The sequence below is a fragment of the Stenotrophomonas sp. SbOxS2 genome, assembly GCF_013416715.1.
GTDB lineage: Bacteria > Pseudomonadota > Gammaproteobacteria > Xanthomonadales > Xanthomonadaceae > Stenotrophomonas > Stenotrophomonas lactitubi.
The window spans coordinates 683,652-698,980 of record NZ_JAAVXD010000007.1; the positions used below are offsets into that span (position 1 = coordinate 683,652).

General features: G+C 65.0%; 14 protein-coding genes. 1 reads left to right on the plus strand and 13 read right to left on the minus strand.

The window, feature by feature from the left end; translation table 11 throughout:
* The 11 genes from HFK18_RS17750 to moaA all read right to left on the minus strand — a co-directional run bounded on the left by HFK18_RS17750 (position 1) and on the right by moaA (position 8,016).
* On the minus strand, positions 1 to 669 hold the full coding sequence (locus HFK18_RS17750; RefSeq protein ID WP_180167261.1) for an ATP-binding cassette domain-containing protein: 669 nt from the start codon (positions 667 to 669) through the stop codon (positions 1 to 3).
* Positions 659 to 1,342 (minus strand): molybdate ABC transporter permease subunit, encoded by a 684-nt coding sequence (modB, locus tag HFK18_RS17755; RefSeq protein ID WP_089235839.1) that lies wholly within the window; start codon positions 1,340 to 1,342, stop codon positions 659 to 661. The genes HFK18_RS17750 and modB overlap by 11 nt, the downstream gene beginning before the upstream one ends.
* 3 nt (positions 1,343 to 1,345) lie before the next feature.
* Positions 1,346 to 2,089, minus strand: a complete 744-nt coding sequence (gene modA, locus HFK18_RS17760) for a molybdate ABC transporter substrate-binding protein (protein WP_180167262.1) — start codon at positions 2,087 to 2,089, stop codon at positions 1,346 to 1,348.
* Positions 2,090 to 2,108: 19 nt separating this feature from the next.
* Positions 2,109 to 2,885 carry a helix-turn-helix domain-containing protein gene (locus HFK18_RS17765; protein ID WP_180167263.1) on the minus strand — a complete coding sequence of 259 codons (777 nt, stop codon included), beginning with the start codon at positions 2,883 to 2,885 and terminating at the stop codon, positions 2,109 to 2,111.
* A gap of 68 nt (positions 2,886 to 2,953) precedes the next feature.
* On the minus strand, positions 2,954 to 3,319 hold the full coding sequence (locus HFK18_RS17770; RefSeq protein WP_180167264.1) for a hypothetical protein: 366 nt from the start codon (positions 3,317 to 3,319) through the stop codon (positions 2,954 to 2,956).
* Positions 3,316 to 3,864, minus strand: coding sequence for a molybdenum cofactor guanylyltransferase (locus HFK18_RS17775; protein ID WP_343202976.1), 549 nt, complete (start codon positions 3,862 to 3,864; stop codon positions 3,316 to 3,318). Before HFK18_RS17775 ends, HFK18_RS17770 begins: the two co-directional genes overlap by 4 nt.
* A 174-nt stretch (positions 3,865 to 4,038) precedes the next feature.
* Entirely contained in the window at positions 4,039 to 4,515 is a 477-nt protein-coding gene (locus HFK18_RS17780; protein ID WP_180167265.1) for a molybdenum cofactor biosynthesis protein MoaE, read from the minus strand.
* 3 nt (positions 4,516 to 4,518) lie between these two features.
* Positions 4,519 to 4,779, minus strand: coding sequence for a MoaD/ThiS family protein (locus tag HFK18_RS17785; protein WP_100552692.1), 261 nt, complete (start codon positions 4,777 to 4,779; stop codon positions 4,519 to 4,521).
* A gap of 2 nt (positions 4,780 to 4,781) precedes the next feature.
* A complete protein-coding gene (glp, locus tag HFK18_RS17790) occupies positions 4,782 to 6,032 on the minus strand; it encodes a gephyrin-like molybdotransferase Glp (protein WP_180167266.1) in 1,251 nt (416 codons plus the stop codon).
* Positions 6,029 to 7,027 carry a bifunctional molybdenum cofactor biosynthesis protein MoaC/MoaB gene (gene moaCB, locus HFK18_RS17795; protein WP_180167267.1) on the minus strand — a complete coding sequence of 333 codons (999 nt, stop codon included), beginning with the start codon at positions 7,025 to 7,027 and terminating at the stop codon, positions 6,029 to 6,031. Before moaCB ends, glp begins: the two co-directional genes overlap by 4 nt.
* 8 nt (positions 7,028 to 7,035) lie before the next feature.
* On the minus strand, positions 7,036 to 8,016 hold the full coding sequence (gene moaA / locus HFK18_RS17800) for a GTP 3',8-cyclase MoaA (protein ID WP_180167268.1): 981 nt from the start codon (positions 8,014 to 8,016) through the stop codon (positions 7,036 to 7,038).
* Between the two features lie 577 nt (positions 8,017 to 8,593).
* Here moaA and HFK18_RS17805 point away from each other — a divergent pair.
* On the plus strand, positions 8,594 to 8,968 hold the full coding sequence (locus HFK18_RS17805) for a hypothetical protein (protein ID WP_180167269.1): 375 nt from the start codon (positions 8,594 to 8,596) through the stop codon (positions 8,966 to 8,968).
* Positions 8,969 to 9,890: 922 nt separating this feature from the next.
* On the opposite strand, the gene HFK18_RS17810 is transcribed toward HFK18_RS17805, so the two are convergent.
* Together HFK18_RS17810 and HFK18_RS17815 are read right to left on the minus strand one after the other, a co-directional pair.
* Positions 9,891 to 10,382 (minus strand): hypothetical protein, encoded by a 492-nt coding sequence (locus tag HFK18_RS17810; protein ID WP_133120075.1) that lies wholly within the window; start codon positions 10,380 to 10,382, stop codon positions 9,891 to 9,893.
* The gene (locus HFK18_RS17815) at positions 10,367 to 15,082 is read right to left on the minus strand and encodes an RHS repeat-associated core domain-containing protein (protein ID WP_180167270.1); all 4,716 of its coding nucleotides are present in this window, start codon (positions 15,080 to 15,082) and stop codon (positions 10,367 to 10,369) included. Before HFK18_RS17815 ends, HFK18_RS17810 begins: the two co-directional genes overlap by 16 nt.
* Positions 15,083 to 15,329: the final 247 nt, after the last annotated feature.

Below are 15,329 nucleotides of genomic sequence, written 5' to 3' on the forward strand. Positions count from 1 at the left end.
TCAGCCGCCGACGATGCGCCCATCAACCACCCGTGCCACCTGCTGGCCAAACACCGCCACATCCCGCGGATCGTGGCTGATCAGCAGCAGCGGAATACCGGTTTCATCCAGTACGGCTTCCAGCTCCTGACGCAGGTGCTGGCGCAGGTCGTGATCGAGCGCTGCGAACGGTTCGTCCAGCAACAGCGCCTGCGGCCGCGTCACCAGCGCACGCGCCAACGCCGTACGCTGGCGCTGGCCACCGGATACCTGTGACGGCAGCAGATCCGCCACATGCTCGATACGGAATGCCTGCAACCACTGCTCCACCGCATCGATGCGGGTACCGCGCTGCGGATTCAACCAACCCCGCTCAAGCCCGAACGCCACGTTCTGGCGCACGCTCAGGTGCGGGAACAGCGCGTAATCCTGGAACACATATCCCAGGCGACGACGCTGCGGTGGCAGATCAATCCCAGCACCTGCATCGAACAGCGCCTGCCCGTGCAGGCGCACATGTCCATGCTCCGGGCGCAACAGGCCGGCCACCGCTTTCAGCGTCAGGCTCTTGCCGGCGCCCGAGGGCCCGAACAGTACCACCTGCCGCTGCGTGCACTGCAGTGCCACGTCCAGTTCGAAGGTCTGGCCGGACGCCTGCAATCGCCGCTTTACCTGCAGGTCAAGCCACATCGCGCAGCTCCCGGCGGCGCCCGCCCACCAGCCGTGCGGCCAGCAGCAGGATCACGATGCATACCACCGACGTCAGGATCACCAGCGCATTCGCCTTGCCGTCCTGCCCCGCCTGCACGGCTTCATAGATGGCGATCGACAAGGTCTGCGTACGGCCGGGAATGCTGCCGGCCACCATCAGCGTGGCGCCGAACTCACCCATCGCCCGTGCGAACGCCAGCAGCAGGCCAGCCAGAATTCCGCGCCATGCCAGCGGCAGGGTAATGCGGAAGAACACCGCGGCTTCGGACACGCCCAGCGTGCGCGCGGCCTGCTCCAACTGACCATCCACTTCTTCGAATGCGGCGCGTGCCGGCTTGAACACCAGCGGCAGTGACGCTACCGCGGCAGCGATCACCGCCGCCTGCCAGGTAAATACCAGGTTGATACCGAACCACGACTGCAGCCAGGCACCGATCGGGCCATTGCGCCCGATCAGCACCAGAAGGTAGTAGCCCAGCACCGTCGGCGGCAGCACCATCGGCAGGGTCAGTATCGAATCCAGCAGTTCCCGGCCGGGAAAGCGCCGTCGCGCCAGCAGCGCGCCAAGTGCCACGCCTGCAACGAGATTGATCGCGGTGGCCCAGCCGGCCACCTTCAACGACAACCCCAGTGCGCTCCAGTCCAGGTCCATCCGTCAGGGCTTGCCGAACCCGTGCTTCTGCAGGATCGCCTGGCCCTGCGCCGAACGCACGAACGCCGCGAAGCGCTTGGCTTCCACCGGCTGCTTGCTGGCCTGCACCACCGCGAGCGGATAGGCGATGCGTCCGGCAACCGGAACGTCGAACGCGCGCCGCACGCGATCCGGCATCGCCTGCGCGTCGGTAGCGTAGACAAAGCCCGCATCCACCTCGCCCCGTGCCACGTAATCCAGCGACTGCCGCACGTTCTGCGTACTGATCACCTTGCCCTGCACTGTCGGCCACAGCTTTGCGGCCTGCAGCGCACCCTGCGCGTAGCGGCCCACGGGCACGCTGTCCGGGTTGCCCAGTGCAATGCGCTGCACGCCGGCACCCGCCAGATCGGCCAGTGCGCGCGGCGGCGCCTTCGCCTGCGGCGGCACCACCACCCACAGCGCGTTCACTGCGAAGACCGCACGCGTACCCGCTGCCAGCAGCTTCTGCTGCGCAGCCTGGTCCATTGTTGCTTCATCGGCCGAGGCGAATACATCCACCGGCGCGCCCCGCGCGATCTGCTGCAGCAGCACGCCGGAGGCAGCAAAGTTGAAGTCGACCTTGCTGCCCGGGTTTGCCTTCTCGTAGGCGGCGCCCAGCTCGCGGAAGCTCTCGGTCAGGCTGGATGCCGCCGATACGGTCAGCTCGGCCGACCACGCTGGCAGTGCAGCCAGCATCCCCAGCAACAACACGCCCAGCGTCTTCATATCGGCTCCTTGGCCGTGTTCAGTCCGGTTCGGAATCCCTGGCCACGGCCAGCGCCGCCAGCCGCTCGGGTTGCAGCAGCAGCATCTCACGTTGATTGACTGCAATGACACCCTCATCGCTCAGCCGACGCAGCACCCGGCTGACCGTCTCCGGCGCCATCCGCAGGTAGTTGGCGATCTCGGTGCGGGCCATCGTCAGGTTGAAGCGGGTCGCGGAGAACCCGCGCCGTGCATAGCGCTCGGACATGTCCAGCAGAAAGGCGGCCATACGCTCGTCGGTACGATGATTGGCCGCCAGGGTGGCGACCTTGCCGATCTCCGCGCTGAGCAGGCTGAACAACTTGGCCTGCAGACCCGGCATGCGGGTGGCCAGCAGGCTCAGCTTGGGGAAGGAAATGCGGCACAGGTACACCGTGTCCAGCGCGACCGCGTTGCACGGAAACCGCGAGCCGTGAATGGCGTTGAGCCCGATCACCTCGCCCGGCAGAGCGAAGCCCAGCACCTGCTCGTTGCCCTGGCTGTCGTCGACGAAGGTCTTGACCATGCCCGCGCGCACCGCCGCGATCGAATCGAACGGCTCGCCCGCACGGAAAAGGTACTCGCCGGCATGAAACGGACCGACATGGTCGACCAGCACATGCAGCTCGCCCAGGGCGGCCTTGTCGTAGCCCTGCGACGTACACGCATCCGAGAACGCACAGGTACTGCAGAAATGCAGTGCATCGCCGTCATCGGCGGCAGCGGGATTGGGCGTTGCCCGGCCGGGGCGCAGCTGCGGGGGCGGCATCGAAGACATCACAACAACGCTCGAACGGAAGCGTCCATCATACGGCACGGCCCGCCGCCGCCCGGGCGTTGCGTGCGTCACGCCGCGGGCGAGGTCCCGCGCCGGCCCGGGCCGCGCTGACGCACGCTGTCGCGCACATCCACATCGAACTGCAGCTGCAGGGTGGTGCCGTCATCCAGGTACAGCGCAAACGCCAGGCCATCGCGGCACGGCAGGCGTCCGGCAAGATCCTCCACCGAACCGCGTGGCAGCACCAGGCGGCAATCGGTGCCGCTGTCGAGCAGCACGGCCGATTCGCCACCATGCAGCGAGACGGCCGTACCCCAGCCGCCGCTGCCGCCGAACCGGGTCAGGTTCTCCACCGTTTCACCGGCCAGCAGCGTGGCCAGCTCGGCCTCGTCCAGGCGCAAGCGCATTGTCTGTTCCTGCAGCTGCACCTTCATGAGACAACGCCCTCCCACTGGGTGGGAGTGTTGCAGTTGACCAGGGCGCTTTCATCAGCGTGGGCCAGGCGCAGGGTCTGCGCATCCAACCGGTGTTGCAGGGCCTGCAGGGAACGCGGGCCGAGGGGTTCGTGGATCATGGTTTCGAGGATCGTGCGGCTTTCATTGCCTACATTAAACAGCATCGGAAGCGGATGCCCCTCAAAGATCGTGCAAGCGCTGCGATGCCCCGCACGCAGTTGCTGCAGCAGCGCGGGGGTCAACCGGGGCGTATCCACCGGCACCACCCAGGCCGGGCCATCAGGCATCTGCATCGCCACGCTGTACAGGCCACCCAGCGGCCCACAGCGCGTGACCTGGTCGGGCACGCCGCCGAAGGCCGGGTAACGCCCGCTCACCCAGACCCGGTCTGCCCCGGCCAGCCGCAACGTCCCGCGCATGTGTTCCAGCAGGGTTCGCCCCTGCCAGGGCAGCAGCGCCTTGTCGCGGCCCATCCGGCTGGACAGGCCGCCGGCCAGCACGATGCCGGCGATGATCGTGTTCACGCGGGACGCCCGACCACGCCATGCGTGGCTGGCCCTACCGGGCGCGAGGGGGAGGCCCCATCCACGCATGGCGCAACCGTGCAGGTACGCCTCAGTAGAGCCACGCCATGCGTGGCTGCTTCTGCCGGGCGCGCGGAGAAGGCGCCATCCACGCATGACGTGGATCTACTGCCGTCAGTGGTGCTCATGTGCCGGTTCACTGTCGGCGTGGCACAGGGTGCAGCCTTCGCTCCACTCGCTGTCGCCGTCTTCGTAATGTTCCTGTTTCCAGATCGGGCACTGGTGTTTCACTGCCTCGATCAGCTGCCGGCACGCGCGGAACGCTTCATCACGGTGCGGGCTGCCTGCGGCCACCACCACCGCCACATCGCCAATGCCCAAGCGGCCCTTGGCATGTGCCACATACAGCTTCAGCTTCGGCCCGAACGTCGCCTCGATCTCCGCCGCCACGCGCTGGATCTCGTTCAGCACCAGCGGTTCGAACAGGTCGTAGGTGATGCCGGTCACCGGCCGCCCCACATTGAAGTCGCGCACCTTGCCGATGAACACATCGATGCCGCCGAATGCCGGGTCGGACACCGCTGCGATGCCCTCGGCCGGATCGATGGCGCGCTGCGCGCGGTCCACCACATTCGCAGTCACGTTGCTCATCGCTCAGCCCCCACTCACCGGCGGCAGGATCGCCACCTTGCCATCGGCGGGCAGCGCGTCGTGGTCACGCAGCACGCGCTGCTGGTCGGCGAAGGCCGAATAGTCCAGCAACCCGGCGCGGAAACCGGGAAAGCGCACCGGCAACAGCTCACGCAACGCCTGGCGCAGATCGGCCACGGTGCCGCCGGCCACCTCCAGCGCGATCTCGCGGCTGGCATCCAGATCGGAAAACGCACCGAACAACTGCAGATTCACCTGTTTCATCATCACTCCTGGTTCGCCAGCTGCAGCGGGTCCTGATGGCCCCAGCCCTGCACGCGCACCGGTGTGCCGGCCGTGGCCAGGTCACCCTCGCCCTCCAGCACCACCCAGGCGTTGGCCTGCAGCATGGATTTCAAACGGAACGATTCCTGGCCGGCCAGCACGCGTGCGCTCAAGCGCCCCTGCGCGTCCACGTCCACCCGCGCCCGCGCGTGGAAGCGCAGGCCCGGCGGCTTGCGCACGTCGGCCTGCAACGGCACGTGCAGCAGCGGCTCGGCGGCCAGGCCCAGCAGGCGCCGCAGCACCGGTTCAACGAAGAAGCGCTGCCCCACTGCCGCCGATACCGGGTTGCCGGGCAGACCGAAATACAGCGCGCCATTGGGCAGCACTGCAAACAACAGCGGCTTGCCCGGGCGGATCGCCACTTTGTGGAACACGATGCGGGCGCCACGCGCGCGCAGCGCATCGGGAATGAAATCGTAGCGGCCGGCCGACACCGCGCCGGTACTCACCAGCACCTGTGCCCCTGCCGCCAGCGCGTCATCCAGCACTGCATCAAAGGCAGCCACCTCATCGCCCACCGTGCCCTGCCACACCACCTCGGCACCGGCGGCCTGCAGGCGGCCGATCAGATAGGGCCGGTTGCTGTCACGGATCTGCCCGGAGTCCAGCGCCTGCGCCGCTTCGGTCACCAGCTCCTTGCCGGTGGCAATGACAGCGACCTTCGGCCGTGCCACCACCGCGACCTCGGCCACGCCGATCGCATGCAGCAGGGTGCGTGCATTGATGTCCAGCGCCTGCCCGGCCTGCAGCACGCGCTCGCCTTCTTCCACGTCCTGTCCACGCAGGCGCACGTTCTGGCCTGGCTTCACCACGCTCTTCAACGAAATGCGCGTCGTTCGGCCATCTTCACTGGCGAGGATCTCCACGTTCTCGATCGGCACCACCGTATCCAGCCCAACCGGCATGCGCGCGCCGGTCATGATTTCCCAGGCACCTTCGCCGCCCTCGGCACCGGCATCGCCTGCGGCCTGCCAGCCCTGCACCGCAAACCCGGTACCGCTTTCGAACGGCGTGCCATTGGCGCGCAGCGCGAAGCCGTCCATCGCCGAATTGTCGAACGGCGGCAGCGACTGCCCGCTGATGATGTCCGTGGCCAGGATGCGACCACCCGCCTCATGCAGCGCCAGCCGCTCGGCCGGCAGCGGTGTGGCTGCCTCCATCAAGTGCTGCAGCGCTTCGCTGTAGGCAATCATGCGTGGCCACCGCCATCGACCATCGCCAGCGCGTGGCCCAGCACCGGCGCCAGAATGTCCAGGCACTGCGCAGCCGCGCGCGGGCTGCCCGGCAGCGCGAACACCAGCATGTCATCCAGCTGCACCACCTCGGCACGGCTCAGCCAGGCCATCGGCGTGTGCTGCGCGCTCAACGCGCGCACCATCTGCGCCAGGCCGTGCACCGGGCGCGCGTTCAACGAGCGCAGCGCTTCCGGGGTCAAGTCGCGCGGGCCCAGCCCGGTGCCGCCGGTACACAGGCACAGGCGTACGCCCTCGCCCGCCAGCGCACGCAGGCGACCCGCAAGCGGTTCGACACCATCGGGCAGTACCTCGGCAGCCACCACCTCGCCACCGAGCGACTGCAGCCCGCTCACCAGCTTCGGCCCGGACTCGTCGGCATACGTGCCCTCGCTCGCGCGATCGCTCAGGGTGATCACCGCGCAGGCCGCACCGTTCAAGCCCTTCGGCGGACGCGGCCTGAAGCGCTCGCGCTCACCATCCTCCATGCCATCAGGATGCAGCCACAGGCCGCGCTTGCCGCCTTCCTTGAACAGCAGACGGATGCCCTCAATGCGCAGTGCCGGCTCCACCGGCTTGCTCAGGTCGTACAGGGTCAGCAGTGCGGCGTTCACCCCGGCCAATGCTTCCATCTCCACACCGGTGCGGGCCTCGCTGGCGCACTCGCACCACACGCGGATCGACTGCCGTTCCGGCACCGGCGCGCAGTACACCTGCACCAGCTCCAGCGGCAGCGGGTGGCACAGCGGCATCAGCATCGAGGCCATCTTCGCGCCTTGCAAGCCAGCAATCTCGGCCATCACCAGCGCATCGCCCTTGGGCAGGCGGCGCTCGACAATCAGCGGGTAGGCCACCGGTCCGGCATGCAGCTCGCCCACCGCCACCGCGCGGCGGCGGGTAACGCGCTTGTCGCGCACATCGGCCATGTGGAAGGCCGCAGTCAATTCACCACGCATCGTGTTCCTCATCCTCCAATCGACGCCAGATGCGGGGTCAACCCGGTCTGGCCCTGGTGCAATCCGTGCCCGGCCGCTTTCAGGCCAAGCTGTGTGGTGATGCGTGCCAGCAGCGCGTCCTGGTCATCGTCGCTCTGCAGCAGCGGGCGCAGCGGCACGCCGAATTCGCCGAACAGGCACAGCCGCAGATCGCCCTTGGCGGTCACCCGCAGGCGGTTGCAGCCCTTGCAGAAGTCACGCGAATACGGGGCGATGATGCCCACCGTGCCGCGATGCTGCGGGTGGCTGAATTCACGCGCCGGGCCGGCATCGGCCGCGCGCGGGCGCTCATGCCAACCGGCGGCATGCAGCTGGTCGATCACGTGTTCGGCACGCAGGTGGTGCCGCTGGAAATAGGCTTCGTTGTCGCCGGTACGCATCAGTTCGATGAAGCGCACGCTGAAGGGACGGTCGCGCAGGAAGTCCATCCATTGCGGCAGCTCGTCGTCGTTCAGGCCGCGCAGCAGCACCGCGTTGAGCTTGATGGCCGGCAGGCCCAGTGCCTGCGCCATCTCCAGCCCCTGCTGGATTTCCGGCAGGCGGTCGTGGCCGGTGATGGTGCTGAAGCGCTCGCGCTGCAGGCTGTCCATGCTCACGTTCAGCGCGGTCAGGCCGGCGCGGTGCCAGCCCGGCAGGCGACGCGGCAGCAACGTGCCATTGGTGGTGATGGCCACCTTGCGGATGCCAGGCACGGCCGCCACCGTGGCGATGATCTCGTCCAGGTCCTTGCGCAGGCTGGGCTCGCCCCCAGTCAGGCGGATCTTGCTCATCCCCAGCATGGCAAAGGCGTGCACCAGGCGCGCGATCTCGTCCACCGCCAGGAAGCGCGGGCGGCCGTCGGCCTGGTAGCCATCGGGCAGGCAATAACTGCAACGGAAGTTGCAGGCCTCGGTCAACGACAGGCGCAGATACGGGAAGCGGCGCCCGAATCCGTCGGTGAGTTGGCTCATGGCTGTTCCACCTCCTGACTCCACCGTGCCGCTGGGCGCCTGAACGGGTTGTCGACCCGAGCACTCAGAGTGCGCCGGGGCGCTGAAAGCGTCAACCCGCGGCCCCGACGGCGAATGCACCGATTGGTAGGGCCGCCAGCCCTGTCGTTTTCGAACCGCCTGCCGTCCCCCACTCCTTCACCCAACCACGACGCCTGTCGCAGATTGCCTGGTCGCAGTGGACCAACGCGGCAGCCAGCGCTGCCAGTACTTAACAGCGTGGTTCAATGCCGAAAGCGTCTCCAATCGTGAGCTATTTGCAACTCTTCTGATTGGCATTGCACAGCGACGCGGGCTCAGATGGCGTGCCACCGAAAACGGGTGGCCGGGTTTCGAATCCCGTGTTGACCTTGAGTGATTGCGCTTGCCAGCCGGCGTCCACATTCCGTGGCGCCGGCTGGCAATCCGTCTGCCGGCTATGGCGGGCGGTGCGTGGGGGCGTTCGCGCCCGCCGGCTTGAGGTCAACCCGGATTCGAACCACGTACCGTCCGCCACCTCTGTGTGGCGGCTACCGATTGCCTTGCACGGAGCCTCGCCATGAACGGATCTGATCTTCCCCACCTGCACGCCTACCGTGACCCAGCCAACGCCGATGACCTGGCAGAGGCTGTGCCCTGTGCGGATACGAATACCCTGATTGCCAACCTGAAGCGCATCGGCAAAGGCGCTGCGGCCGACGGGCAGCCTTGGCCGGAGCGGCATCAGTTGCCCGGGCGCTGCATGGCGCTGGCCGATGCCGATTGCGCATTGGCCGGGCTGCGGGTGGTACAGGAGGTGCTGCTGGCGGCAGAGCGGACCCGGCAGAACGGCGAGCCCGAGGACTATGTGGGCGACCGGGTGATGGAAGGGCTGATGCTGGCGTGCCTGGCGTTGAGTGCGCAGGCTGTGGGGCGGTTGCAGGTGGAGGGGTGAATGCCACACGCAACGCTTCAGCGAAGAGCGCTTTCAGCAGGCGTCAGTGCCCGCTGAAAGCGCTCCTCGGATCGAGGCAGATGATCGGTGAGAAGTCCACCGCCCACAATTCGAGCTCGAAGAGCTGATCGTGATCGTCCACATACATGGTGGCCATCACCGGCATACCGCGACATCGACAAGCGTTGCGGTGGCAGCGTCACGGCCAAGGACCTGAGTCTTGCTGGAGAGAAACAGCACGCCCCGAGTCCGAGGACATCCGCCTGGGCGAGCGCCAGATCCTTCAACAGCTGCTCGGACAACTCGGTAGTCCCAGGCAGCATCCTCTGGATGAGGGAGACCTCGTCGGAGGTGAGCAATCTGGGCATCGGACGTCCTTCAGAGAACCGTATGCGCCATCGACAGGTTCTCGACCCGCCATGTCCTTGCATAGACGAGAATGACGCTTCCGGTCGAGCAGGCCTCGATACGGAAACACTTCAACCCGGACGACGGGTAGCCTACCGCCTTCCAACGATCAAGAAGATCGATGAGCCCCGGCTCGTCATCGTCAACCGGGGGGAAATCTATTCTCTATTCATCTACCGGAATTTCGGATCGCGATCCCCAGGCGCAGGGCTGAAATGCTCACATTTCTGGTCCAATTGGTAGTGGGAGTACTTCTGCCCTTTGGTACCCGGCGGCGTCGCCGGATCTATACGCAGTCGCTCTTGACACTTGCCACCCACCATCTCACCGAAGCTTCCAGGCCCATGGGGATTTTGAACGCAGCGGAACGCACCCGGCAGAACGGCGAACCCGAGCCGTACGTGGGCGGCCGGGTGATGAGGGGGTTGGTCATCTTCTGCCAATCGTTATGCGCGCAGGCGGCGGGGTGGTTGCAGCGGGAGGGGTAGCGTAGTGCATACCGCTCCCAGCGGCGTCAGCCAGCATCTCGCGGACGAGAGGCATTCCTGCCAATTCTTCGCCCACTCTCCTTCCCGCCACAGGATCTCTTGAGCTTCAACCATGCAGCGCAGAAAGAAAGTGCCCCAACAGCCCAGCTGCCAAGTAGCAGCGATACCGGGACGTCCCAAAGAGCAGCAATTGCCCCATATCTTTCGAAGCTGACAACGAGCCGCTGAAAGCCATCAACGATTACCAAATTGGACAGCGTAATGGCGAATGTCCCGCCTACAACGCCGGCAGCAGCCCCGATCCCAGCAACCGCGAGCACCGTCCATTCTTTGCGAATCAATGCAAAGCCATAGAATGCGAAAGACAGAATTAACGAAATCAGCACGACGTATGGAATCCGCATCCCCTCAATCTTCACAAATGCCGAAACCCATCTCCATGCCGCAATGTTGATAACAACACAAAGCATGAAACAAACTGAAGATGCCACCAACCTATCTTTCACTTGACCGGGCATTCGGCCTCCTTCGCCATATCATTCAGGACACCAGGACGGAACGTTTGAGTGATACCACACATTCCACTCAACGCACCCGACACAGAGGCTGCACACCCGAAACCACGAGGATCGCCCCATTCCTCTGCATTCTGGACCAGAGTAGCTTCCTGCTCCGGCGACAGGTGAATAACGGTGAACTCAACACGGCTTCCAGTCGCGCGCTGATACCTGCTGTATCCAGCCAAGCTAGCATCATCCCCCTCGAAAAGCCCACCAGTTCCCCGACGTCCACCGGGCGCGTACGAACCTGCTGGATCGTATAGGAAGTCGGGTTGTCCGGGCCTTGCGACATGGATCGCAGAGTGACTCCCAATTCCAAAATCGTAGGTGGTTATCAAGGTGGTCTTTAGCCCCCTCGGATCGGTGAAATTCATCGGCCTTGAAAATACATAAGCATATGTATTCACACCAGAATTCAACCCAATCGGATCACTCTGGGAATAGCGTCCCACTGCCGGGTCGTATTCCCGCTGGTAGTTGTAGAACAGCCCACTCGCATCCGTCGACTGTTGCCCGGGGAAGCGCAGCGCCAAGTCGAACGCCACGCCATCGCCATCCGGATCAGCACTAGGAATCTGATCACCGAACACTTCGCTCTTGTTGCTCCACTCCCAGATCGCAACATCGCGCACGGAGTCGATCACCACGCGCGGCGTGCCCAGGTGGTCCGGCTGGATGTAGGCCAGCTCCGGCACGCCGGTGCCCGGCACATTGATCAGTGCCACCGGATAGTTGTCCAGCCAGATCGCCTGTTGCTGCGCCTCCCCCGTGGCCGAATAGTTGCCCAGCCACTGCCCTGCCTCGCCATACAGCGTGAGCTGTGCTGCACCACCGGCTGGGGTGCGCAGCACGCGCTCGCCGCGATGGTTGTACGCATAGCTCTCCAGCACGGCGCTACCCTGCTTCACCGCGTTCATCCGGTTGGCATCGTTATAGGTGAACACCTTGCTGCCAATGCTGGTGGTGTTGCCCGATGCGTCGTGATTCCGCACCTCGCCATCCACCGCAGTCAGCCGGTGGCTGGTTGCCGGATAGGTATAGGCGGCCGTTCCAGCCGACGTAGTCAGCGAGGTCCGGTTGCCGGTGGCGTCGTAGCCGTAGGTTTCAATCGGCGTGCCGGTCGTACCGTCCTGGGTCTGGGTCAGGCGGCCGAGCGCGTCATAAGCGTACTTGGCCAGCACTTCGGACCCTGCGCCGTTCTTCAGCTCGGTGATCGAACCCACCGGATCATAGCCATAGCTCAGCGACAGGCCCCCTGCGGCCGGGTCATGCACGGCCTGCGGGCGGTAGTCCAGGTCCAGCGGCCGCTGCAATTGACGGCCGTTGCCATAGGTCCAACCGGTCGCCGGGCCGAAGGCTGCATAGCTCACGTTGTTCACCACGATCTGGCGCGCTTGGCCAGGCCGGGTCAGTCCGATCTGGCTGATGCGCCCTTGGGTATCGCGCAAGTAGTCAGCCACGCTGCCGTCCGGGTAGGTCAACGACGTCAAGCGGCCCGACTTGCTGTAGGCGTAGCGCAGTGTACTGGCGACACCGTTGACAGCCTGCACCTTGCGGGTGATCTGGCCGAAGCGGTCGTAGCAGTACTGGGTGCTGCCACTGGCGTGCAGCACCTGCCCCAGGCGCCCCTTGGCGAATCGCTCATCAGCCACGCAGACGGCCGGCGCCACATCATAGCTGTAGCCCACGTCCAGATTGGGGTCCGGATAGGCAATACCAGTCAGGCGGTTAAGTGCATCGTAGTGATAGGTGGCAGTGATACCGCGCGCGTCGGTGGCGGTCTTGCGGTTGCCTGCCGCATCCACGGTGAAGCTGCTGGCGCCACTGTCCGGGCTGACCTGGCCGGTCAGATCGCCAAAGCCGTTGTAGGCGTAGGTGGTGTGCAGGCCCTTCGGGTCGGTCACCTGGGTGACCTGGTCCAGCGCGTTGTACTGGCTGCGGATTTCCGCAGCAACACCTCCCACGTCCTGCAGGGTCCGAGCCAGCCGGTTCAGGGGATCGTACTGCTGGCTGGAGACGCGCTGCAGGGCGTCGGTTATCGTCTGCGGGTTGCCGTTTGCATCGTAGGTGAAGCCAGTGGCGTGGTTGCCGGCGTCTTTCAGCGCCTTAAGCTGGCCAATCGTGTTGAAGGTGCGTGCCAGGGTGCGGCGCAGGGTACCGCCCGCATCCAGGGTGTCCTCCTTCAGGCGATTGCCGACATTGTCCAGCGTGTAATGAATGGTGTTGCCTGCGTTGTCCTCGATATCGGTCAGTCGCAGTGCTGCGTCATACACGTAGGTCACGCTGCCGCCATCCGGCTCGGTGATCTGCTGCACCTGGCCGGTGGGCCAGTAGCTGATCTGGGTGGATCGATCCTCGGCGGTGGTGGCGCCGCGTACGGTCACCGAGGTGGGCCAGCCGCGGGCATGGTAGGCGTAGTCGGTGACCACCCCATTGGCATCCTTCACCGACAACGGTCGCCCGTAGGCGTCGTAGGCCAACGTCTCCACCGTCTGACCGAGTGCATTGGTGACGCTGCGCAGGTCGCCCTTGCGATAGGTGCAGACCCCATTGGTCGCGCACCCTGCGTCGTCTGCGGCGTAGTAGGCATAGGTGCTGACGTCGGCCACGTCGGTACGTGCGCCGTCCACGCTCTTCAGCAGCCCCTCCACGGGGCAACTGCCGGCTGCGGCTACATCCGCGGCCTCGCAATAGGTATACGTGGCCGTACGCGTCTGCCCGGACGCCAGGTCCTTCAGGGTCACGCTCACCGGCTGTCTACGGGCGTTGTAGGCGGTACGCGTCTCACGCTGAGCGATGGTCGTAGCCAGCACCGCGTTGGTAACACTGTCGCGCGTGGTCTGCACAACACGCTGCTCAGGCAGGCCGACCGCATCGGTAATGGTATGTGTGTTGGCCGGTCGGCCCGTCACCGCGTCGACGCCTTCGCTGTAAGTGTGCTTGGTCTGGACGCCGCGCCGGTCCGTATAGGTATCCAGACGCCGACGGAAATCGACCGCGCCATCATAGTAGGTGCGACTGATCGAACCCTGGGCATCGGTCGTGCCCGACACCTTGCGGGGAGGTGCGCTGTCATCACCGGCTGTCAGCGTGTAATCGGTCTGATGGCCCAATGCATCGGTGACCACCGCACCGCCATTTGGGCTGTAGGCAAGGGTTACGCCATCAGCGCCACCCGCGTGCTGGCTCGAAATGACGCGACCGATGGTGTCATAGGTGAAGGTGCTGTAGCGGCGCCCATCCTCGGCGGTAATGCCGGTCAGGTGCTGGGGGAAATCCTGATTCTCGTAGTGATAGGTGCGCACCCCGCCGCCCGCGTAGGTGACGGTAGCGACCTGCCCATGCGCAGTATAGGTATAGCTCGCCTGCGGCACGCCCGCGACCAGAACGGAGCTGATCAGGGCTTCGTAGTCGTTGGATTGATAGACGAATTCAAGCGTACGGCCACTGCTGTGCACAACGGCAGCTAGGCGCTGGCTGTTGTCATAGACGAAGGTGAGCGAGGTACCGTCCACAAAGCGCTTCGCGGCGAGCCGACCCGCATCGTCGAATGTCGAAATGGCGTCGGACGCGTACAGCGTCCAGTTTCCATTCTGGACCAGGCGATCGCCACTGCTGTCAGCAGCCTCGTAGACCTGGCCGATCTTCTTGAAGGCGCGCTGGAAACCGGTGGCTTCAACGATGCCTGCGCCACCCGCCCCATCCAGTGCCAGTTGCGCTCCAAGCGAATGTGTCCAGCCGTGGCCGAAGCCTCCGGACGAGGTGGATATTCCCGAATGGTAATAGCGCGTCAGTGCGATCCAGCCCAGATCGAAGTCCTGGGCGATCTCGTACTTCTCGCCGGTCTTTACGTCGCAGGGGTTGCCTACCGTACCAGTGCACGGAGGCTCCTGCGATGCCGGAGTGCTGGAGGGGTTCGGGCTCATGCCACTCATGGCGCTGTTACCCGAGGTCGGGCAGTTGCCGTTCCCGCCATCCTTGTCGCACTGCGTCGTCTTGGAGGTAATGGTTGCTACGAACTCTTCGCTGACACACGCCTCATGCTTGTTGGACCACTGGGTGAGGGGGACCGGGCAGTTCAGACGCCGGGTCCGCGTCATATGGGCATCGCTTGGATAGGGCGTGCACGGCGACTCCGCCGTATTGTAGCCGGTCATGTAAGTCGCTTGAAAATCGCGGGTCTCGATCGTCCCTTCCATGTCGGGGCTGAGTGCATACCATTCACTCGTCGGGGTGACCGCCGCTCCGGGACATACAGGATTTGCCTCCTGAACTTTGGCCAGGTAGGCGGCAACCATCGCCTCTTCGGTCGGGAATATAGCGGTACTCAGATACGACCAATCAGGGTCGGAGGGCTGGGACTTGCCCATCCAGTACGTGATTGAGGTATTTCCCTCCAGGTCCACGACCTTCGACTTGATCGAATTGACGGACTGCCAACCGAACTGGAGCTCAGGCGGGAACGGACTCGGCGCGGGCAGGCTCTTGATCGCCTGCACTGCCTCCTGCTGAGTCTTGTACTGGGTCGAATTCCCGCTTGGCTGGGAGATGCGCCAGGTTGTCTTGCTCTCCTGCGCCTGCGCGGCAAGGGGGGCCGCGCAGCCAAGCGCGGCCATCGTCAGCGCCACACACGCCAGCTTCATTGTCCGTTCGAACATCCGTGTTCTCCTTCCTGGGCGAATACCGCGCCGGGAGGGACGAAGGCGCACAGGCGGATCACCGCCCTGTCGCGCCCTGCTTCGGATCGTCCCTGTTCCGGAATGCGACAATGCCGCACGGGGCAGTTATCGCGCAAGCCCATTACATAATCAAGTCAAGCCGTGGGATGTCGGTCACGATTATCGATATCGGCAACGATCCTGCCCTGGTGATCAAAGTACTCCCCCCAAACTGCTTCCAGTCTTC